The 20,266-nt window shown below is 68.1% G+C and carries 17 protein-coding genes; 10 read left to right on the top strand and 7 right to left on the bottom strand.

All coding sequences use genetic code 11. The annotated features are described in order from the left end of the window. Nucleotides 1-6: 6 nt before the first annotated feature. Nucleotides 7-1,236, bottom strand: a complete 1,230-nt coding sequence (locus ACO2SS_RS17260) for a urate hydroxylase PuuD (RefSeq protein WP_423278996.1) — start codon at nt 1,234-1,236, stop codon at nt 7-9. 205 nt (nt 1,237-1,441) lie between these two features. On the opposite strand from ACO2SS_RS17260, the gene uraD reads away from it, so the two are divergent. Beyond that, nucleotides 1,442-2,326, top strand: coding sequence for a 2-oxo-4-hydroxy-4-carboxy-5-ureidoimidazoline decarboxylase (uraD, locus tag ACO2SS_RS17255; RefSeq protein ID WP_423278995.1), 885 nt, complete (start codon nt 1,442-1,444; stop codon nt 2,324-2,326). Nucleotides 2,327-2,344: 18 nt separating this feature from the next. After that, a complete protein-coding gene (locus ACO2SS_RS17250; RefSeq protein WP_423278994.1) occupies nt 2,345-3,580 on the top strand; it encodes a Zn-dependent hydrolase in 1,236 nt (411 codons plus the stop codon). 6 nt (nt 3,581-3,586) lie between these two features. Here the strand turns inward: ACO2SS_RS17250 and ACO2SS_RS17245 are convergent, their stop codons facing one another. Beyond that, nucleotides 3,587-4,213 (bottom strand): TetR/AcrR family transcriptional regulator, encoded by a 627-nt coding sequence (locus ACO2SS_RS17245; protein WP_423278993.1) that lies wholly within the window; start codon nt 4,211-4,213, stop codon nt 3,587-3,589. Between the two features lie 69 nt (nt 4,214-4,282). On the opposite strand from ACO2SS_RS17245, the gene ACO2SS_RS17240 reads away from it, so the two are divergent. Next, nucleotides 4,283-4,912, top strand: a complete 630-nt coding sequence (locus tag ACO2SS_RS17240) for a glutathione binding-like protein (protein ID WP_423278992.1) — start codon at nt 4,283-4,285, stop codon at nt 4,910-4,912. 106 nt (nt 4,913-5,018) lie between these two features. Here ACO2SS_RS17240 and hydA read toward each other — a convergent pair whose 3' ends face one another. The 3 genes from hydA to glgX form a co-directional block, all read right to left on the bottom strand. After that, a complete protein-coding gene (gene hydA, locus ACO2SS_RS17235) occupies nt 5,019-6,434 on the bottom strand; it encodes a dihydropyrimidinase (protein WP_423278991.1) in 1,416 nt (471 codons plus the stop codon). A gap of 87 nt (nt 6,435-6,521) precedes the next feature. Further along, nucleotides 6,522-7,067: a sigma-70 family RNA polymerase sigma factor gene (locus ACO2SS_RS17230; RefSeq protein WP_423278990.1), complete on the bottom strand. Its 546-nt coding sequence runs from the start codon at nt 7,065-7,067 to the stop codon at nt 6,522-6,524. Nucleotides 7,068-7,177: 110 nt separating this feature from the next. Beyond that, on the bottom strand, nt 7,178-9,439 hold the full coding sequence (gene glgX / locus ACO2SS_RS17225; protein ID WP_423278989.1) for a glycogen debranching protein GlgX: 2,262 nt from the start codon (nt 9,437-9,439) through the stop codon (nt 7,178-7,180). Between the two features lie 196 nt (nt 9,440-9,635). On the opposite strand from glgX, the gene ACO2SS_RS17220 reads away from it, so the two are divergent. The 6 genes from ACO2SS_RS17220 to ACO2SS_RS17195 all read left to right on the top strand — a co-directional run bounded on the left by ACO2SS_RS17220 (nt 9,636) and on the right by ACO2SS_RS17195 (nt 15,980). Next, nucleotides 9,636-10,961 carry a UDP-glucose dehydrogenase family protein gene (locus ACO2SS_RS17220; protein WP_423278988.1) on the top strand — a complete coding sequence of 442 codons (1,326 nt, stop codon included), beginning with the start codon at nt 9,636-9,638 and terminating at the stop codon, nt 10,959-10,961. A 9-nt stretch (nt 10,962-10,970) separates the two neighbouring features. Further along, nucleotides 10,971-11,981 (top strand): NAD-dependent epimerase/dehydratase family protein, encoded by a 1,011-nt coding sequence (locus ACO2SS_RS17215; protein WP_423278987.1) that lies wholly within the window; start codon nt 10,971-10,973, stop codon nt 11,979-11,981. Nucleotides 11,982-12,155: 174 nt separating this feature from the next. Further along, nucleotides 12,156-12,782 carry a hypothetical protein gene (locus ACO2SS_RS17210; RefSeq protein ID WP_423278986.1) on the top strand — a complete coding sequence of 209 codons (627 nt, stop codon included), beginning with the start codon at nt 12,156-12,158 and terminating at the stop codon, nt 12,780-12,782. Nucleotide 12,783: 1 nt separating this feature from the next. Next, on the top strand, nt 12,784-14,196 hold the full coding sequence (locus ACO2SS_RS17205) for an SGNH/GDSL hydrolase family protein (RefSeq protein ID WP_423278985.1): 1,413 nt from the start codon (nt 12,784-12,786) through the stop codon (nt 14,194-14,196). A gap of 267 nt (nt 14,197-14,463) precedes the next feature. Continuing rightward, nucleotides 14,464-15,414, top strand: a complete 951-nt coding sequence (locus ACO2SS_RS17200; protein WP_423278984.1) for an MBL fold metallo-hydrolase — start codon at nt 14,464-14,466, stop codon at nt 15,412-15,414. Nucleotides 15,415-15,581: 167 nt separating this feature from the next. Further along, on the top strand, nt 15,582-15,980 hold the full coding sequence (locus tag ACO2SS_RS17195) for a DUF3307 domain-containing protein (RefSeq protein WP_423278983.1): 399 nt from the start codon (nt 15,582-15,584) through the stop codon (nt 15,978-15,980). 43 nt (nt 15,981-16,023) lie between these two features. On the opposite strand, the gene ACO2SS_RS17190 is transcribed toward ACO2SS_RS17195, so the two are convergent. Together ACO2SS_RS17190 and ACO2SS_RS17185 are read right to left on the bottom strand one after the other, a co-directional pair. Beyond that, a complete protein-coding gene (locus ACO2SS_RS17190; protein ID WP_423278982.1) occupies nt 16,024-16,518 on the bottom strand; it encodes a hypothetical protein in 495 nt (164 codons plus the stop codon). Nucleotides 16,519-16,586: 68 nt separating this feature from the next. Next, nucleotides 16,587-17,900 carry a TadE/TadG family type IV pilus assembly protein gene (locus ACO2SS_RS17185; protein WP_423278981.1) on the bottom strand — a complete coding sequence of 438 codons (1,314 nt, stop codon included), beginning with the start codon at nt 17,898-17,900 and terminating at the stop codon, nt 16,587-16,589. Between the two features lie 509 nt (nt 17,901-18,409). On the opposite strand from ACO2SS_RS17185, the gene ACO2SS_RS17180 reads away from it, so the two are divergent. Continuing rightward, the gene (locus tag ACO2SS_RS17180; protein ID WP_423278980.1) at nt 18,410-20,227 is read left to right on the top strand and encodes a hypothetical protein; all 1,818 of its coding nucleotides are present in this window, start codon (nt 18,410-18,412) and stop codon (nt 20,225-20,227) included. The last annotated feature ends 39 nt before the right edge of the window (nt 20,228-20,266 follow it).

The following is a 20,266-nucleotide window of genomic DNA, read 5'->3' as shown; positions in this document are numbered from 1 at the left end:
TCCGTCTCAGCGTCCGTCCAGCCAGGCGGCGATCTGCCGCCGCTCCGCCTCGGTCATGCCGGAGACGTTGTTCGGCGGCATGGCGTGGGTCATCACGGCCTGCACCCTGATCGCCTCGGCGTAGCGCGCCACGCGCTCGGGCGTGTCCAGCAGGACGTTCTTCGGTGCCACCTCGATCCGGTCCCAGAACGGCTCCGCGGCATGGCACATGGCGCAGCGGCCCGTGACGATGTTCACGACATGGTCCGGCGGCAGCGCCCGCGTCGCCACAATAGTGGAGGGCGGCGTCTGCGCGGGCGCGAGGCCCAGCTTCGCCCGTGCCCCCGGGGAGGCGCTCATGGCGATCCACAGCGCGGTCCAGATCGCCAGCATGGCCACCGCGATCGCCCACCAGGGCGACCGCGCGTGGTCGGCATGGCGGACGTTGTAGAAGTGCCGGATGAGCGCCCCGCCCACGATGACGAGGGCGGTCTCCACGGGGATGATGGCCGGATTGGCGAAGGTCACCGGGTAGTGGGTGGAGATCATCATGAAGATGACCGGCAGCGTGATGTAGTTGTTGTGCGCCGAGCGCTGCTTGGCGGCCTTCCCCCAGGCTGGATCCGGCACTCGCCCTGCGAGAAGCGCATTCGTCTGCTTCCTGGTGCCCGGGATGATCACGAAGAAGACATTGGCGCTCATGATCGTCGCCATGAGGGCGCCGGTATGGATCATGGCCCCGCGGCCGGAGAACACCTTCGAGAAGGCCCAGCTCGCGGCGACCACATAGGCGAAGCCGATCACCCCGAGCAGGACGTCGTTCTTCTTCAGCGGCGACTTGCAGAGCCCGTCGTAGATGATCCAGCCGAGCGCGAGCGCGAGGAGGCCGATGCTCCCGGCCGCGAGCGGCGAGAGCTCCATGACGGCCGGATCGATCAGGTAGAGTTCCGACTGGAGGTAATAGATCCAGACCAGGAGGAAGAAGCCCGAGATCCAGGTCCAGTAGGCCTGCCACTTGTGCCAGGTCAGTTCCGGGGGCAGGGCCTCGGGCGCGGTCATGAATTTCCGCATCTCGTAGAAGCCGCCGCCATGCACCTGCCAGGCCGAGAGCTGGCCCTCCGGCATGCCCGGCCGCCGCCGGAGGCTCGCATCGAGATGCATGTAGAAGAAGGAGGAGCCGATCCAGGCAATCGCCGCCACGATGTGGAGCCAGCGCAGGAGCAGGCTGCCCCATTCGTGCAGATAGGCTGCGGTCATCCGTTTCCTCGGGTTCTCCGGCGAGCTTCCGAATACCGCGGGCGGCGTCAAGCCGAACGCGAGCCGCCTTCACGCCGAAGGGCGCAGGCACTATCGTCCAGCCCGTGACCAGGCACCCCCACGACACCACGCCCCCAAGGGCCGCTCGTCTCGCGGAGGCCATTAAGATCATCCCGCTTTCGAACGCCGACCTGCCGCGAGCACGATGACCCAGCTCGACCTCGACGCGCTGAACAGGGCGCCCAGCTCCGAGTTCGTCTCGGCCCTGGGCGGCATCTTCGAGCACGCTCCCTGGGTGGCGGCGGCGGTGGCCGGCCGGAGGCCCTATGGCAGCGTGGCCGACCTTTTCGCGGCCATGCGCCAGGCCGTGCTCGATTCAGACGAGGAGCATCGGCTCGGGCTGCTGCGCGGCCATCCGGAACTCGCCGGGGCTGCCGCGAAGTCGGGCAACATGACGGCCGAATCCGTGGCGGAGCAGGGCAGCGCCGGGCTCGACAGGCTGCCGTCGCGCCGCGTCGCCCTCTTCGAGGAGCTGAACCGCGCGTATCGCGAGAGGTTCGGCTTTCCCTTCATCATCTGCGTTCGGCGGCACGGGAGCGATTCGCTGCTGCGCGAATTCCAGCGGCGGATCGAGCTGAAGCCGGAGGCGGAGCGCTCGACGGCGCTCGCCGAGGTGTTCCGGATCGCAGCCTTGCGGCTCGATGCGGCGGTCCAAGGCCCCGACCGCCTGCCCGTCGCCGGGCGCCTCTCGACCCATGTTCTCGACACGGCGAACGGGGTGCCGGCGGAAGGCGTCGCGGTGGCTCTCGTCGAGCTGAGCGAAGCCGGCGAGCGGCCGGTTGTCTCCGCGGTCACCAACGCGAACGGTCGAACCGATTCCCCCCTCGTGGGCGACCGGCCTGTTCCGCGCGCGGCCTACGAGCTGCGCTTCTCTCTCGGCGAGTATTTCAGGGCCAGAGGCACGCCGATTGCAGACCCGCCCTTCCTCGATCTCGTCCCGATCCGGTTCGGGGTAGCTGACCCCGAGGGGCATTATCACGTGCCACTCGCCGCCAGCCCCTGGAGCTATTCGACCTATCGCGGCAGCTGAGCCGCCGGAGCCTTCGACGTGACCCGTACCAACCTGACCATCGACCCGGACCGCCTCTGGGGGACCCTGATGGAAACGGCCGAGATCGGCGGCACGCCCAAGGGCGGAATCTGCCGCCTGACCCTGACGGAGGAAGACCGGCGGGTTCGGGACTGGTTCGCGGCTGCCGTGCGGGCGGCAGGGCTGGAACTCGGCATCGACCAGATGGGCACGATGTACGCCACGCGGCCCGGGCGCGACCCATCCAGAAAGCCGATCGCCATGGGGTCTCACCTCGACACCCAGCCGACGGGCGGCAAGTTCGACGGCATCCTCGGCGTGCTCGCGGGCCTCGAGGTGATGCGCACCCTCAACGATGCCGGGATCGAGACGGAGGCGCCGATCACGCTCGTGAACTGGACCAACGAGGAAGGCGCCCGCTTTGCGCCCGGCATGGTGGCCTCGGGCGTCTATGCCGGCGAGGTGGACCAGGCCTGGGCGATGGAGCGCGAGGATGCCGAGGGGATCAAGTTCGGCGATGCCCTGGACGCGATCGGCTATCGCGGGACGGAGCCGGTAGGCCAGCGCTGCTTCGGCGCGATGGTCGAGCTGCATATCGAGCAGGGCCCGATCCTCGAGCTCGAGGACAAGACCATCGGGGTGGTGACGGCCGCCAAGGGGTCGATCTGGGCCGATTGCAAGGTATCGGGGCGGGAAAGCCACGCCGGCTCGACGCCCATGAACGTCCGCCGCGACGCCCTCATGGCGTTCGCGGAATTCGCCCTCGCGGTCGAGAGGATCGCCCGGGAGAACGGTCCGGACGGGGTCGCCACGATCGGCGTCGTCCAGGCGCTCCCCGCCTCCCGCAACACGATCCCCGGCGAGGTCAGGTTCACGCTGGACTACCGCCATCCCGACACGGCCGCGCTCGAGCGGATGACGGCCGCCATAGACGAGGCGGCGACCACGATCCAGGCGGAGCGGAAGGTCGAGATCGCCATCGATCGGTTCTGGAACAAGCCGCCGATCCACTTCGACGAGAGCATCTGCGGAGCGGTACAGAAATCCGCGGCCGAACTCGGCTATTCGTACCGGACGATCACATCCGGCGCCGGGCACGACGCGGTGCTCACGGCCTCCGTCGTGCCGACCGCGATGATCTTCGTGCCCTGCAAGGACGGGATCAGCCACAACGAGGCCGAGAGCGCGACCAGGGAGGATTGCGCCGCCGGCGCCAATGTCCTTCTCAGGACGGTGCTTCAGCTGGCCGGCTGAAGCGGCTCAGGGCCGCGCGGCGCGAAGGAGCACATCCACGCCCTTGGCGGCGGCGCGGACGAGGTCCGGCTGTTTCGCGCCGGCCCGGGCGCGGACCGAAAGCGTATGGAGAAGCGCAGACGCCATGAAGGCGAGCGCTTCCGGGTCCGCGTCGCGCGCCACCTCGCCGCGGCGCTGGCCGTGCTCGAACAGCGCCACGAAGGCGCGGTCGATATCCTCGAGCCCCTCGAGAAGCGCCTCGCGGAGTTCGGGATCCGAGACTGCGCCGACGAGGGCTGCCCCGGTCATGAAACAGCCGCGCGCGCCCTTCTCGCCCGAGAAGTAGAGCTTCAGGGCGGCCGCGCAGGTGTTGACCAGCGCGTCCCGGACGGAAGGGTTGTCGGTGATGAGCTGCGACAGACCCATCTCGCCGCGCGCCCGGTAGGCCATCAGCGCCTTCAGGAACAGCGCCCGCTTGTCGCCGAACGCGCCATAGAGGCTCGGCCGGTTCATGCCGGTTGCGGTGCTGAGCTCGTCCAGGGACGTGGCCTCGAAGCCCGACGTCCAGAATGTCTCGAGGGCCCGCGCGAGCGCCTGCTCGGCGTCATACGCCGGCGGCCGCCCTCGCCGTCGGACTTCCTTATTTTGTACCACGTCGCAAGAAAATCCCTTGACCCGGAAAAATCTATGCGAGACGGTACAGAAATCAAAGGGAGAGCCCCGATGGACCTGTACTTCGCCCCGCTCGCCTGCTCGATGGCGACCCGCATCGCCCTTTACGAAGCCGGAGCCCAGGCCAACTTCATCCAGGTGGATGGCAAGACCAAGCGCCTGCCGGACGAAGGAGATTTCCGGGCCGTGAACCCGCTCGGGCAGGTCCCGGTGGCACGCACCGAGGATGGAAGGTTGCTCACCGAGAACTCGGCCGTGCTGCAATATGTGGCCCGGCGTCACCCCACGGCAGGGCTGCTCGGAAGCGAGGAGGAACTGCCCTGGCTGCAGCAATGGCTCGGCTTCGTTGCCACCGAGCTCCACAAGGGCGTGTTCACGCCACTCTTCGATTCCAACGCGTCGGAGGACGCCAAGGCGACAGCGCGCGAGTGGTCGGCGGCGCGTCTCGACATTCTCGATCGGCATCTCGCCGGCCGCGAGCACCTTCTCGGCTCGTTCACGGTCGCGGACGCCTATCTCGTGGCCGTGCTGAATTGGTGCCGCGCCGTGGGGATAGACCTCAACCGGTGGCCGGCCGTGAAGACCTATTTCGCGAAGCTGCGAGCCCGGCCGAGTGTCGCCCGGGCCATGGAGGAGGAAGGCGAGCTTTACGCCGCCGAGCAGGCCCGGAAGGCGGCCTGACCCGCCGTTGGCCCCGGTGCAGGCCGGGGTCCTGGCGAAGGCTGGCGCCCACCGACCCGGCTGCCGGTGTCTATCGCCGGCCCGATGCTCGTCTCAGCGGGGTAAGTCAGCGGCGCGGCGCGGCGTCGGGCGACTTCTCGCGAGTGAGGTACGCGCCAAAACCCTTCTCGCCCAGGAGTTCGCCGTCGCGCATCACGGTCTTGCCACGGACCATGGTCAGGACGGGCCAGCCCTTCACCTCGATGCCCTCGTAGGGAGTGTAGTCGGACCCGTCCTTCATGAGATCGTGCGTGAGGGTGAGCGTGCGCTCCGGGTCCCAAATCGCGATGTCGGCGTCGGACCCGACCGCGATCGTGCCCTTCTTCGGATAGAGCCCGTAGGTCTTGGCGTGGTTCGTGGCGGACAGGGCCACGAACCGGTTCAGGTCGATCCGGCCTTTCGACACGCCCTCCGAGAACAGGATGGGCAGGCGCGCCCCGACCCCCGGGATACCGTTCGGCACCCAGCGGAAGCTCGTCCGGCCCTTGGGGTTCAGCTTGCCGGCTGGGTCGTCGTAGCGGAACGGGCAGTGGTCCGACGAGAAGACGGAGAACACGCCGGTCTCCAGGCCGCGCCAGCAGGCCTCCTGGCTCTCCTTGTCGCGCGGGGGAGGGGAGCAGACATATTTCGCGCCCTCCATGTTGAGGCCCTCGAGGTCCTTCTCGGTGAGGACGAGGTATTGCGGGCAGGTCTCGCCATAGACCTTGAGGCCCTTGGCCTGGGCCCGCCGGATTTCCTCCATGGCTTCGCCGTTCGAGACGTGGACGATCATGATCGGCACGTCGATGATCTCGGCGAGCGAGATCGCGCGGTGCGTCGCCTCGCGTTCGACCGGGATGGGGCGGGAGATCGCGTGGTAGTAGGGCTCGACATGGCCCTCGCGCTCCAGCTTGTCGACCAGGAAGCGGATCGCGTCGAAATTCTCGGCATGGATCATGACGAGCGCGCCGGTGCGGCGCGCGACCGACATGACCTCCAGCATCTCCATGTCCGTGAGGGCCATGCCCTCATAGGTCATGAACACCTTGAACGAGGTGTAGCCGTCCTCGACCAGGGCCGGCAGTTCCTGCCCGAGCACCTGCTCCGTCGGATCCGCGATCACGAGGTGGAAGGAGACGTCCACGTAGCATTGGCCGTCGGCCTCCGCGTGGTAGGCCTTTAGGGCCTCGCGCAGGCTCTGCCCCTTCTGCTGGACGCAGAAGGGAAGCACGGTGGTGTTGCCGCCGAAGGCTGCCGACCGGGTGCCGCTCTCGAACCCGTCCGCCATGACGATCCCGGGCCCGGACGGCTGGGCGAAATGGACATGGCTGTCGATGCCGCCTGGAAGGACGAGAAGTCCCGTCGCGTCGATCACCTCGCCCGCGTCGCCGAGGTCGTGGCCGAGCGCCACGATCCGCCCGCCCGATATGCCGATGTCGCAGGAGAACGTATCGGCGGCGGTCGCGATCGTGCCGCCGCGGATGATGGTTTCGAAGCTCGGCATCTTGGACCCGGTTGACCCTGTGGACAGGCGTTCCGGTATGGATGCCGCCCCGCGCTCAGCGAGGCAAGTGTCGCGCTCGAACGCGCGTCAGCTCGGAGGCTGAAGCGCCGCCATCGTCATGCGGTCCGGCCCGAGATCCTCGATCTGCTCGACGGCCAGGAGCTCCTGCAACCGCACGCGCGCGCGGTTCACCCGGCTTTTCACCGTGCCGATGGCGCAGCCCATGATGGCGGCGGTCTCCTCGTAGGAGAAGCCCTGCGCGCCGACCAGCAGCAGCGCCTCGCGCTGGTCCGGCGCGAGCCGCGCGAGCGCTGCGCGAAAATCGTTCATGTCGGCGCGCCCGTCCTGCTCGGGCAGGCTCGATAGCCGGCCGGCATAGGTCCCGTCGACATCCTCGACCTCCCGCTTCCCCTTGCGAAGGTTCGAGAAATAAAGGTTGCGGAGGATCGTGAAGAGCCAGGCGTTCAGGTTCGTGCCACGCTCGAACCGGTCGATCGCACCCCAGGCCCGCATGATGGTGTCCTGAACGAGGTCGTCCGCCTTGTCCACGTTCCCGCAGAGAGAGATCGCAAACGCCCGAAGGCTGGGAAGCGCCGCGAGCATCTGGTCGCGGATCGCCGGTTCAACATTCATTCCGCCTCGCGTCCTTTGCTCGGGCCGCCCCCGCGCGCGGTTCGTCTCATAGGATATAGGACCGTTCCCATTCGATTGACACCCGTCGATGCTCTCCGAGGCCGCCTCGGTCATTCCGTTACGGCCAAGCTTCCACCCCAGGCCTGATCGAATTCGGCGATCACATGTCGGTACGACCGTACCTCGTCATCGCGGTGCCGCGTGCTTTGAGGCTTCAGCATGAACAGGAGAAGTGACCGCGCCGTAACAGCGTAGTCGTGTCCGAAATCGAACGCTGGGGCTTCCTCGAGGTCGGGCTGGTTCGTGTCGACGAGGCAGATCCATTCCCGGCCGCCAGCGGCCTCTGGCAGCGTGAAGTTCACAACGTCGTGATAGGAGTTCACGACGAGCAGAAGCGTCGAATCGGTGCCGGGCCGGCGAACGCCCGTCGGCTGCGCGCGGCCGTCGAGCAGCACGCCGAGGCAGCGTGCATTCCCGTCGCCCCAATGCTCGTCCGTCATCTCGTCGCCCGCCGGCGTGAGCCAGCTGACGTCCTTCACGCCGAGCGTCTCGTCGTACTGGCCCGTGAGGAAGCGCCCGCGCCGGAGCATGGGGAGCGCCTGCCGCAAGGCGATCATCCGGCGCGTGAACTCGGCGAGTACGCGTCCTTCCTCGTCCATCTCCCAGTCTATCCAGCCGATCTCGCTGTCCTGGGCGTAGGCGTTGTTGTTGCCGTGCTGCGTCCGGCCGAACTCGTCTCCGGCGAGCAGCATCGGCGTGCCGCGCGAGAGGAAGAGCGTCGCCAGGAAGTTCCGCATCTGGCGCAGCCGGACCTCGCGGATCTCCGGATCGTCCGTGGGGCCCTCGGCGCCGTAGTTGTAGGAGAGGTTGTGGGAGTGGCCGTCCCGGTTCTCCTCGCCGTTCGCCTCGTTGTGCTTGTCGTTGTACGAGACGAGGTCCCGCAGCGTGAACCCGTCATGGGCGGTGATGAAGTTCACGCTGGCCCAAGGCTTGCGGCCCCGCTTGTTGAACTTGTCGGCGGATCCCGTGAGACGCGAGGCCATCTCGGGAAGCTGCCCCTCGTCGCCCTTCCAGAAGGCGCGCACGGTATCGCGGTACCGGTCGTTCCATTCTGCCCAGCCCGGCGGGAACCCGCCGACCTGATAGCCGCCCGGACCGCAATCCCAGGGCTCCGCGATCAGCTTCACGGATGAGAGGACCGGATCCTGGCGGCAGGAATCGAGGAAGCCGCCGCCCTCGTCGAACCCGTAGGGTTCCCGGCCGAGGATCGTCGCGAGGTCGAACCGGAACCCGTCGACATGCATCTCCTGCGCCCAGTAGCGCAGCGAATCCGTCACCATCTGCAGCACGCGCGGATGGCTGAGATTGAGCGTGTTACCGGTGCCGGTATCGTTGATGTAGTAGCGGTTCTGGTCGGGCAGGAGCCGATAATACGAGGCGTTGTCGATGCCCTTGAAGGACAGCGTCGGCCCCATCTCGTTGCCCTCGGCCGTGTGGTTGTAGACCACGTCCAGGATCACCTCGATCCCGGCATCGTGGAACTTGGCGACCATCTCCTTGAACTCGTTGACGACCGGCGTCGCCATGTAGCGCGGCTGGGGCGCGAAGAACCCGATCGTGTTGTAGCCCCAGTAGTTCCGCAGGCCCTTCTGGAGGAGAAAGTCGTCGTCCACATAGGCGTGGATCGGCAGGAGCTCGACCGAGGTCACGCCCAGGCTCTTGATGTAGTCGATGACGGCCTTGTTGCTCATTCCCGAGAAGGTGCCCCGCAGGTTCTCGGGCACGGCGGGGTGGAGCATCGTGTAGCCGCGGACATGGGTCTCGTAGAAGACCGTCCGTTCCCAGGAGACGCGGGGCGCCTTCTCGCGGCCCCAGGTAAAGGCCGGGTCGATGACCCGACATTTCGGCATGAACCGCGCGCTGTCGCGCTCGTCGAAGGTGAGATCGTCCGTCCCCGCCTCGTAGCCGAACACGGCCGGGTCCCAGGTCAGCTCGCCGACCAGCTGCTTCGCGTAAGGGTCGAGCAGGAGCTTGTTGGGATTGAACCGGTGGCCGGCCTCCGGCTCGTAGGGGCCGTGCACGCGATAGGCATAAACCGTTCCGGGCCGGGCATCCGGGAGATAGCCGTGCCAGACCTCGTCGGTGAATTCCGGCAACTCGACGCGCTCGATCTCCGTTTCACCCTTCTCGTCGAACAGACAGAGCTCGACCTTGGTGGCATGGGCCGAGAAGAGAGCGAAATTGACCCCCAAGCCGTCCCAGGTGGCGCCAAGCGGGTGGGGGAGGCCTTCCCGGACGCGAGGGCGCTGCAGCACGGCGGGAGCGGCGCTCCCCGAGGCCGCGGCACCAGGGGCGGTCTTTTTTGAAGGCATGGGTGATCGAACGTCCGGAAAGATCGGCAGGCCGACAACGCCGTTCCCTCCGTTTGGGTCCCGCCGGATCGAGGAGTTTCGTTCAGCCGCCCGGCTTCGCTACCCCGGTTGACCGTTGCCCCTAGGCCGGAATTGCTTTTCGTTCATCGCCCGGGCATCCCGTACGAAAAGCGTCGGGCTTCGGTGGAGGTGCAGCGTGCGGGTCGCAATGGTGGGGTCCGGCTATGTCGGGCTCGTGTCGGGGGCGTGCTTCGCCGATTTCGGCCACGAGGTCGTGTGCATCGACAAGGATGCCGACAAGGTCGCGGCCCTGAAGGCGGGGAGGATCCCGATCTTCGAGCCCGGGCTCGATGCCCTCGTACAGACGAACGCCGAGGCGGGCCGCCTGTCCTTCACGACCGACCTCGCGCTGGGCGTGCAGCGCGCGGACGCGGTGTTCATCGCGGTCGGCACGCCGTCGCGCCGCGGCGACGGCTTCGCGGATCTCTCGTTCGTCTACGCGGCTGCCCGCGAGATCGCGGCCGCCATGGACGGGTTCACGGTCGTGGTGACGAAATCGACCGTGCCCGTCGGCACGGGCGACGAGGTGGAACGGATCATCCGCGAGATGAGGCCCGATGCCGAGTTCTCGGTCGTGTCGAACCCCGAGTTTCTCCGGGAAGGCGCTGCCATCCTGGACTTCAAGCGGCCCGACCGCATCGTCATCGGGGCAAACGACGAGAAGGGGGCGAGCGTCGTCAGTGACCTCTACCGCCCGCTCTACCTGAACCAGGCGCCCATCCTGGTCACCGGCCGGCGCACGGCCGAACTCACGAAATACGCCGCGAATGCCTTCCTGGCCACGAAGATCACCTTCATCAACGAGATCGCGGATCTCTGCGAGCAGGTGGGGGCGAACGTGCAGGAGGTCGCGCGCGGCATTGGGCTCGACAACCGGATCGGGTCGAAGTTCCTGCACGCGGGCCCCGGATATGGCGGCTCCTGCTTCCCGAAGGACACGCTCGCGCTCATGAAGACGGCGCAGGACCACGGTGCGCCGGTCCGGCTCGTCGAGACGGTCGTGTCCGTCAACGACCAGCGCAAGCGCGCCATGGCCCGCAAGATCATCGCCGCCTGCGACGGCTCCGTCCGCGGCAAGCTGATCGGGGTGCTCGGCCTCACCTTCAAGCCGAACACCGACGACATGCGCGATGCCCCTTCCTGCGCGATCATCTCTGCCCTGCAGGATGCGGGCGCACGAATCCGCGCCTTCGATCCCGAGGGGATGGATCAGGCAAGGAAGGTCCTCACCGACGTCGAGTACGCCAACGACGCGTATTCCTGCGCCAAGGGCGCGGATGCGCTCGTCCTCGTGACGGAGTGGGATGCCTTCCGGGCGCTCGATCTCGCGCGGCTGCGCAAGATCCTGGCCGCCCCGGTCTTGGTGGATCTGCGCAACGTGTATGTGCCGGACGACATGCGGCGGCACGGCTTCCGCTATGTCAGCATCGGACGGCCCGAGGCCGCTCCGCCACGCGACTAGGTTCCGGACTTGGCCGCGCCCATCCTCGTCACCGGCTCGGCCGGCTTCATCGGCTTTCATGTCGCCCGGCGCCTGCTCGACGAGGGAGCCACGGTCGTCGGGGTCGATTCCTTCTCGGGTTATTACGATCCCGGGCTGAAGCAGGCGCGCTTCTCACAGCTGGAGAGCCGGCCCGGCTTCACCGGCATCCGCCTGGACCTCGCGGATGCGGAGGGGACGCGCGCGCTGTTCGGGCAGCACGGGTTTCGTCGCGTCATCCACCTCGCGGCACAGCCGGGCGTGCGCTACGCCCTGACGCATCCCCATGTCTATGCGGGCGCGAATCTCGGCGCTTTCCTGAGCGTCCTCGAAGCTTGCCGCCACGCGGGCGTGGAGCATCTCGTCTACGCCTCGTCGAGCTCGGTCTATGGCGGCAACACGAAGATGCCCTTCGCCGAGGGCGACCCGGTCGACCACCCGATCAGCCTCTATGCGGCCACCAAGCGCGCCAATGAGCTGATGGCGCATTCCTATGCCCATCTCTTCGGGCTGCCCACGACAGGGCTCCGCTTCTTCACGGTCTACGGGCCGTGGGGGCGGCCCGACATGGCGATCTATCGCTTCACGGAGCAGATCTCGCGCGGCGAGCCGATCGAGGTTGCGGCGGACGGCAAGGTCTGGCGCGACTTCACCTTCATCGACGATGCGCTCGAGGCGGTGATGCGGGTCCTGAACGGGCCCGCGCCGGCCAGGAGCGCCGGCGAGACCGGGCCCGACAGGAGCACGATCGCGCCGTTCCGGCTGCTCAATATCGGGGGCGACCGCCCGACCGAGCTGAACCACGTCATCGGGCTGATCGAGGCCGCGCTGCGCCGAAAAGCACTTCGCAATTCCACGCCACTACCTCGCGGTGACGTCGTCATGACCTCGTCCGATGTCGCGACGTTCTCGGAATTGTATGGCCGCCCGCCCGCCACCGGCATCGACCGGGGCATCCGGCTCTTCGTCGACTGGTACCGGCAGTATCACGGAACCGCCTGACGCTGCTTGACAGCGTGACGTTCTGAGAATATAGACCTAGTCTGCTGCCGCATTCCGGGCTGGCAAAATCGCCGGCCGGGGCAGCCCATTCCCACAATTCGCGCCTTCCCGCTCGCGCCGCCCCGGCGCGAGCCGCGCCGTCCTGCACGCCCATCCAGCCATCGAGGAGAAACCATGCCCAAGCTGCGTGTCGAATTCCATGCGCTCGGAAGCGGCCGAGGGCGGCTCGGGGGGCAGATCGACTGCCTGGCCGCGACGCCGCTCGGTTCCGCCACCCTGGAGGTCGGGTCGGTCGCGACCGCCCCGGAAGATCGCCTCCCAGTGCCGACCGGCCAGGGAACCGTCTTTGCGCGCCTCTTGGCGGTCGAGAGCGCGATCTACGCCGACGTCGGACTGGCGCCGGACCCGGACGCGGAGCCCCGCCTTCTGCTGCTGCCTGGTCGTGCCCAGCTGGTTCACGTGCTGCCCGGCCAGTCCATCGCGGCCATCCTGGCGTCGGACGTCTCCGCCCCGGCGGATTCGGGCGGCGCCGCGCTGGTCGACCGCTCGGGCACCCTGAGCGCGTCCGGCGTCGCTCAGCAGGCCTGTCCCGCCAATCCGGGCCGCCGATTCCTCCTCATCGCCAATCCCGACGAAACGCGCAGCTTCTGGTTCTCGGCCGGCGGGGCGGCCTCGACCGGAGCCGGATCCGTCCAGGTCGGCCCGGGAGGCGCCTTCGCGTTCGACAAGGTGGTGCCCGCCGGGGCGATCTCGGTTTGTGGCCCCGCTTCCGGACAGCCCTTCACCGTGGCGGAGGCGTGAGATGGCGGCCGTTCTCTCCGCACCTTTCCGCGGCACGCCGGCCCATCGGGCCCTGCAGCGCGGCGCGAAGTTCCTGCTGCCCGCAGGCGTGAAGCTTGCCGCGCTCGGCTCCTCGTCCATCGAACGCAATACCGGCGCGTACAGCACCTCGCCTCCCATGATTTCCGGCCAGGCCTCCGGTGGCCTGACCTACGCCCGGATGCGCGATCCGCGGTTCGACTTCACCAACTGGTTCGATCTCGCGGACCCGCTCGGCCGCAAGATGTCCGGCGCCAATTTCGGCAAGTCCGGCTCGGGCATGACGCAGCAGGCCGAGCTCGTCGGGACGATCATTGCGCGTGGATACGGCGCCTGCCTGCTCCAACTCGGGCAGAACGACCTGAACGGCCCCGAGAAGGTCCCGGCGCTCCTGGCGAAGTATGAAGACCTGTTCCTTCGGCCCCTCAAGGCGGCGGGCGTGGCGTGCTACGTGGCCACCCTCAATCCGCGGGCCCATGCCGGAACGGCGAATAACGGCAGCGCGCTGCCGCCCGGTGATCCCTTCTTCCGCAAGAGGCTCGAATTCAACGCGGCCCTGCCGGCGCTCTGCGACAAGTTCGGCGCCGAGCTGATCGATTCCGGGCCTTATCTGGAGGACCCCGCCTCGCCGGTCAGGGCGGCGCGTGCCGGCGTGTCGGAGGACGGGCTGCACCTCACCCCCTTGGGGTGCTGGCTCTGGTCCGCCGCGGCGCAGGAGGTCTTCGCAAGGACGATCGAGTCCGGCTCCGGCCATCTCGTGAGCTCCGGCGCACCCGGGAACCTCTTCTCGAACGGCCTCCTGGCGGGGTCTGCCGGTGTCGCCGGGCTCGGCGCGTCCGGCGCGCTTCCCGACAAGGTTCGGGCCAGCACGCTCGGGGGAGCCGCGATCACGGGCTTCGCCAACAGCATCGTGGCGGATCCGGGCGCCGGAAACGCGATTCGAAGCACGATCAGTCTCGCCTCGGCGACGGGCGACGTCGCCCGGTGGCTCTTCACCGACTTTCCCGGCACCTCGGCGAGTTCCTTGTCCACCCCTGGGCTGGCCGGGATCTGGGTGCGGGCGATGCTTCGCGTCTTCGTCGAAAGCGGCGCCGAGCACCTCCAGGACCTCGGGCTGTTCTTGCGACCGCGCGCGACCTCGACGGGGGCCGACCTCTTTCAGGCCTCCGAAGCCACGAGCAACCGGAGCGCGACCGAGCCGGTCGCGGACGGGAGCATGAACGGCCGGAGCCTGTGGTTCGTCACCGAACCGATGCTCTGTCCTGCGGGCTCCGAGTTTCTCAATTTCAGTCTCGAGGCGTACCTCGCCGGCAGCGGGGTCGTCGTCATGGAGGTCTCGCAGCCGCGGCTCTGGGCGGTTCCCAACCCGCGGTTCTGGCCGGAGGGCGTGGGGTAGCGGGCGAGGCGCCTCCCGCTTCGTTAACCTCCCGTCAACCAACGGGCCGTCATGCCAGGCTTGGCGCCAGCACGCGCCCCCGTCAGTGATGCGGCGGACCGCCCCGCCCGGCCAAAGGTCGGGCGGGGTTCCCCGTGGGCAGCGGCCGGCGGGCTGCTGGCTTCGCGGACCGGCGCGCCGGTTCGGGAAAGCCGTCCCGGTGTTGACCTCGACGCTTGAGCCGATAAGCGACGCGCCACGGATGACTCAAGCGGGAGGGAATCGCCCATGACGAAGGCGTTCGCGTCGACCTCGGACCTCTCGGACAAGAAGATCACGTTCGCCGAGATCGGCCGGGATCTCTTCGCCTTCACGGCCGAAGGGGATCCTAACTCGGGCGTCATCGTGGGCGATGACGGCTGCATCGTCTTCGACGCGCAGGCGACGCCCGCGATGGCGCAGACCGTGATCGAGCGGGTGAGAAGCGTCACCGACAAGCCGATCCGCTATGTGGTGCTGTCTCACTACCACGCGGTGCGGGTCCTCGGCGCCTCGGCCTATGGCGCGCAGGGCGTCGTCGCCTCGGGCGAGACCTACCGGCTGATCGCCGAACGCGGCCAGCAGGACTGGGATTCGGAATACGGCCGGTTTCCGAGGCTCTTTCGGGATGCAGAGAGCATCCCGGGCCTCACCTGGCCGAGCCTCACCTTCTCGGGTCGGATGTCCATCCATCTCGGCAAGCGCGAGGTCCAGCTCATGCAGCTCGGGGCCGGGCACACGTCGGGCGACATCGTCGCCTGGGTGCCTGATGCCGGCGTCATGTTCACGGGCGACCTCGTGGAATATCACTCCGCCTGCTATTGCGGCGACGCCAAGCTGCGCCAATGGCCCCGCACGCTCGATGCGATCCGCGACTTCAACCCGACCGCGATCGTGCCGGGCCGGGGGGATGCGCTGCTCGGCGCCCGCACGGTGACCGAGGCCATCGCCCTCACGCGCGATTTCGTGACCACCCTCTATGGGGTGGCGGAGATGTCGGTGGCACGGGGCCTCACCCTCAGGGAGACTTTCGCGGCGGCCCGCGAGGTCATGGACCCCAAGTTTTCGTCCTACGCCATCTACGAGCATTGCCAGCCCTTCAATGTCGCGCGCGCCTATGACGAAGCCTCCGGGATCGATGATCCCGTCATCTGGACGGCCGAGCGCGACCGGGAAGTCTGGGCGGCGATGAACGGCTGATCCACCGCTCGCTGGAGCCTTCCCAGGACGTGGCAGGCCAGCGGCTCTGGTTATCTTCGCATGTTGTGTGGCAGCGCACTTACAGCCGTGGCTCGGCCCTCACTCACTCTTCCTTGTGCCCGCATGACCCGGCATAGGTCGATGCGGTTCGGAGTTGCGGACGCAGCATGATCGGGCAGGCGAGCCATTGGGGGCCGGGCTGGGCCGTGGCGGGGCTCACTGCCGTATTCGCCGTCAAGCATTTCCTGGCGGATTTCGTGCTGCAGACGGGCTGGATCGCGCGCGGAAAGGACTGCCACAAGACCTGGGTGGTTCCGCTTCTGACGCATGTCGCCGTCCACGCCGTCGCCACGCTCGTGATCGCCCTCATCGTGGCGCCGCACCTGTGGTGGCTGGCCCTGGTGGATTTCGGCATCCACTTCGCCGTGGACCGGGGCAAGACGCTCCTGGGGCGCTGGGGCCGCTGGAGCCCGCACGACGCCCGCTACTGGTGGCTGTTCGGCTTCGACCAGCTCCTCCACCAGCTCACGAATATCGGGATCGCCCTCGCGCTTGTCCTCCTCTGAACGCGAGGGGGGCGCCCCGCACGGGGCGCTTCTCGCGACGAGGTCAGGAGCCGAGGTGCTCCCGCACGAAGTCCTTCAGGTACTCGAGATCGCCCTCGGCGCTGTCGGCGCGCGCCTCGGCGGCCGAGAGGCGCTCGCCTGCCTCGGTCAGCATGGCCTGCGTCTTGTCGAGGAGCTCGGTCGAGCGCCGCTGCAGGTCTTCGGCCCGCGTCCGCTCCCGGCGGGCTTCGTCCTGCGAGGCGCGAAGCTTTCCCTCGGTCTCCGAAAGCCGGGCCGTCTGCGCCTCCAGCATGGCCTCGGTTTGCTGGAGCCGGTTCTCGAGCGCTGCGATGGCTTCCTGGCGCGCCTCGTGTCGCGCAGCGGCCTGCGCGATCGCATCGACGATGGCTTTCAGCGCCGGCCGCGTGGCGGCTTCCCGTTCGGGGAAGGACTTGGCCACGGCAGAGCCGGAGCGGGTCGCACGGAGCTGGTTCGCGAGCTGCCGGACCAGCGGCGTCAGGGTCTCGTTGGTGCCGGCGATTTCTTCATTCGGGGCCATGGGGGGATTCTCCTCTTCCCGTTCGCTCGCCCGCCTATGGTTAACGTCCGGTTAACCTCTTGGACAGGTCACTGGACAAGGCTGATGCTCCTCTCAGTCTTCGGGCCTACCCCTTTCGGGACGGGGATGTCCGTCGCGGAGTAGTTGGTGTTCAGGTAGAGGTTCGGGCCGTCGAACAGCTCGACCTGCTTGGCCACGATGATCGTGTAGGCGGAGCGGTCCGCGACGGGTTTCTTGGCATCGATCACGAGACGGCCGGCCGGCAGGTAGATGGTGCCGAGCAGGTTGCGGGCGTTGTCGCTCACGATCCGGTAGGTGCGCATGGGCGTCGAGCCCAGCGGAGGCGGCGGTACCGGGGACAGCAGGTCCAGCAAGGGTTCGAGCGGATTGCTCACCGTACGGTTCTCGAAGAACAGGAGCCCGGCCATGGGGCCGTCCTTCGGGGCCGAGAGGTCGATCGTGCTCTTGGGATCGAAAACGAGGCCGCCGGCATCACCCGTGAAGTAGAAGCCGACATATTCGCCCCGGATCGAAGCATTCTCCACCTTCAGCGGCCCGTCATCGATCGTGTAGATCCCCGCCATCAGGGTGACTTGTGCACCCTTCGTAATCTTCAGACCGCCGCAATACCGGCCGGGCATGAGGCTCAAGGTCGGCGTCTTGCTGCCATCGACGACGCGGTTGGTGTGGTCGCAACCCGAGACGGTCGGGGGCGTGCGCGCGGCGAGAGGGTCGGCCTTGGCAGGACAATCGGTCATCTGCTCGGCGTTGATCGTCGCCGACTTCACCTCGACTCCACCTGCCGAGCAGAGCAGCGACGCCGTCACATTCGCGTTGTCCTCGATCTTCGCCGCGCTACGCGCGCTGGAATTCGTATAGAGGGCGCAGCCCTCCGCCGTGACCCGGGCGCCCTTGTGGAGGTGGAGCGTCTCCCTCGCCTTCGTATCGAGCGCGAGCAGGCAGATGCGGCTGGTCCCCACGACCTGGCCGGTCGCGCTGACGCTCACTTCGGAGGATGGCAGGGTCAGCGCCCTGCCGATGACGCTCTTCACCGTTTCCGTGATCTCGACCTTCACCCAGGAGCGCCGGTTCTGGATCTCGGCCCGGACGCGGGTGATTTTCGGGTCGGTGGCGCGCGCCGCGTCGAAGGCGGCTTCCACCGCGAGATTCTGGATGTAGGTGTCGGAACTGACGAGCGCGAGTTCGTTGGCGGCCCGCAGGGCGGCGTTGTCCGCGGCGTTCTGGAGCTGCGTGCGCCGCAGGGCGATGTTCCCATATTCCACGGAAGCTGCGACGCCGAGCACCACCGCCGGAGCGGAGAGACCCATGATGAGGGCCACTCCACCCCGCGTGTCGCGAAACAATCTTGCGATGAGACCCATGGACGCCCGGCGGTGTCAGCTCATCTGTCAGATGATCCCCCCCACCTTTCCGCTTCGTTCAAGCCGGTGAGAGACCGCTTTCTGGTTGCTTGTAGGTTGAACGAACCCTTGCTCGATCCCCTGCAATGCGGCCGCGCCACCTCCCGGTCGATCGGAAGAAAAAGCCCCGGCAAGCTGGGCTAGCCGGGGCCAAGTCTGGGAGGAACGTCCGATGAGGACGGATGCTGAACGTGTGAGAGCTCGGACGGTTCGGCGCGGAAACTGTACCGACGCGCTTGGTCCTCAATCGAGCGCTTTCCCGGCCGGGGCATCATTCGTATGCCCGCGCCCTCCCGTCCGAGAGAACGCGCTCCTGACGGCCTTCGGAATTCATGAAAAAGGGGAAAAGCCGCCGGACCTCATCAAGCGTCCGTTAACGATACGGATCGCGCGCATTCTATCTGTCGAAAACAACCCGAATGCCCGGATGTTGTCCGTCTATCCCAGCCACATCCGATAGGTCTGTTCCGATGGCACAACCTGGCAAGATATATTACGGAAGAAACGATTACGGTGGGTATGACAATCGTAATCAGGAGATGCTTGGCGGCGCCAACACCGCGCCTGCCGAGCAAGCATCATCTACTAATCAACTTGGAGGCCTTGGTCCCGTCAACTCGACTCCCGAACCTGCCGCGCCAGCGGATGGCGGCGGTTCTCCGGACCTCTCCGGTCAGCCCGGGATCGGTTCGCAGGCCGGCACGGAGGGGGCAGGCCAGAACGCTGGTAACGGCGCGCCGGTCCAGGAGGTCAGCGATCCCGGCCCGAGCGCTGGCGGTGGAGATGCCGGAGGAGCCGATCCGGGCGGCCAGCCCATCCCGATCGACGGCACGCCCGGGACAGGCGCGCCCGTTGCCGGTGCCCCCGCCCCCGGCGACGGGACGGCTGAAGCGCCTTCGCCGGGCGGCGGCGGAACCGCTCCCGGCGTCGGCGGTCCGGTCGCCGACGCGGGAGGAGGGACCGCCCCCGGCCAGGGCGCTTCCCCCGGCGACGGGGCGGGCCCTGTCACGGGCGAGGCTCCTTCCTCCGGCGGTGGGGCGAGCCCCGGCACCGGGACGGCTGGTCCCATTCTGAGCCCGATCTTCCAGCCCGGCGCGGAAGCGGGGCTCGGCGGGATCGGCGGCGCGCTCGCCGGCGTAGTCAACGAGGTGGGACTGAGCCCATCGGCCGGTGACGGAGGCGTCCTGGGCGCCGTGACGGGGGCGCCGGGGATCATTCTGTCGGGTGCCCCGATCGGCGGCGCGATCGGGCCGGTCTTCACCGAGCTCGGCCACGTGCTGGACGGGACAGGGAACCTCGTCTCCGAGCTGGGCTCGGCGGTCGGTATCGGCGGGCTCGGCTCCGTGATCGGATCCGTCGGCGGCGTCATCAGGGCGACCGGGGACGTGGCCGATTCGCTCGGCGAGGTGTCCCTTGCGGATGGTGTTGGTCTCGGATCGATCACCGGGGCCGTCAACGGCGCCGTGCTGGGCATCACCGACACGGTCGGCGCGATCGGCGGGAACACGCCCCTCGGCGGGGTGCTGGGCGCAGTGACGGACACGATCGAGTCGACCGGCCTTGGTCATCTCGGGACGGAGGGGCCGGACGGTGATTCCAACCTGCTCACGTCCGTGCTCGCCGTGCCGGGCGCCGTCCTGGGCGGCGATGACGTCGGGGGCAGTCTCGATTCGGTCCTCGACAACGCCGGAGACACGCTCGAGGCGGCCGGTGGCATCGTGACGAGCACCGTGTCCCTTGTCGGGGGCCTGGTCGGGGGCTCCGGGCCGGCGGCCGACGGGCTGACCGACACCGTCTCCGGCCTCACGGGCGGGCTCCTCGGCGGGGACGCGCCGATCGACGTGGGCGGATTGCTCGGAAACGGTGGCGGCCTCCTGTCCGGGCTGCTCGGCGGCGGGGCGGGCGACACGGCCGAGCCGCTCGTCGCGGCCGATATCGGCGGAGATGGGCTCGCCTCCGTGGTGGGGGCGAACCTCCTGTCCTCCGGCGACAGCTCGCCGTCGTCGATCGAGGTCAACGCAATCGACACGAGCCAGCCGACGGCCGTCGACGTCTCGCTGCTCGCAGGCGACCAGCTCAGCTTCCAGTCGCTGGGCGGGGCAGGCGCGGACTCGCTCGTCGGCGCCCTGCTCGACACGGCGCCGCTCTCGCTCGCCTCTGCCGAGCCCGCATCGCTGGACACGGGCCTCGGCCTCGATCTGGGCATCCTGGATCTGGCGATCGTCGCCGATCACGACGCTCATGCAGGCGCGCAGGGCGGCTCGCTGCTCTCGGGTCTCGGCCTCTGACCCGCACGGGCCCGGGGCGCTCCTGCGCCCCGGGCTCCC

This window comes from Enterovirga sp. CN4-39 (assembly GCF_049446235.1).
GTDB lineage: Bacteria > Pseudomonadota > Alphaproteobacteria > Rhizobiales > Beijerinckiaceae > Enterovirga.
The sequence above is the reverse complement of the archived record's forward strand: the minus strand, read 5'-3'. Positions and strand labels throughout refer to the sequence as shown.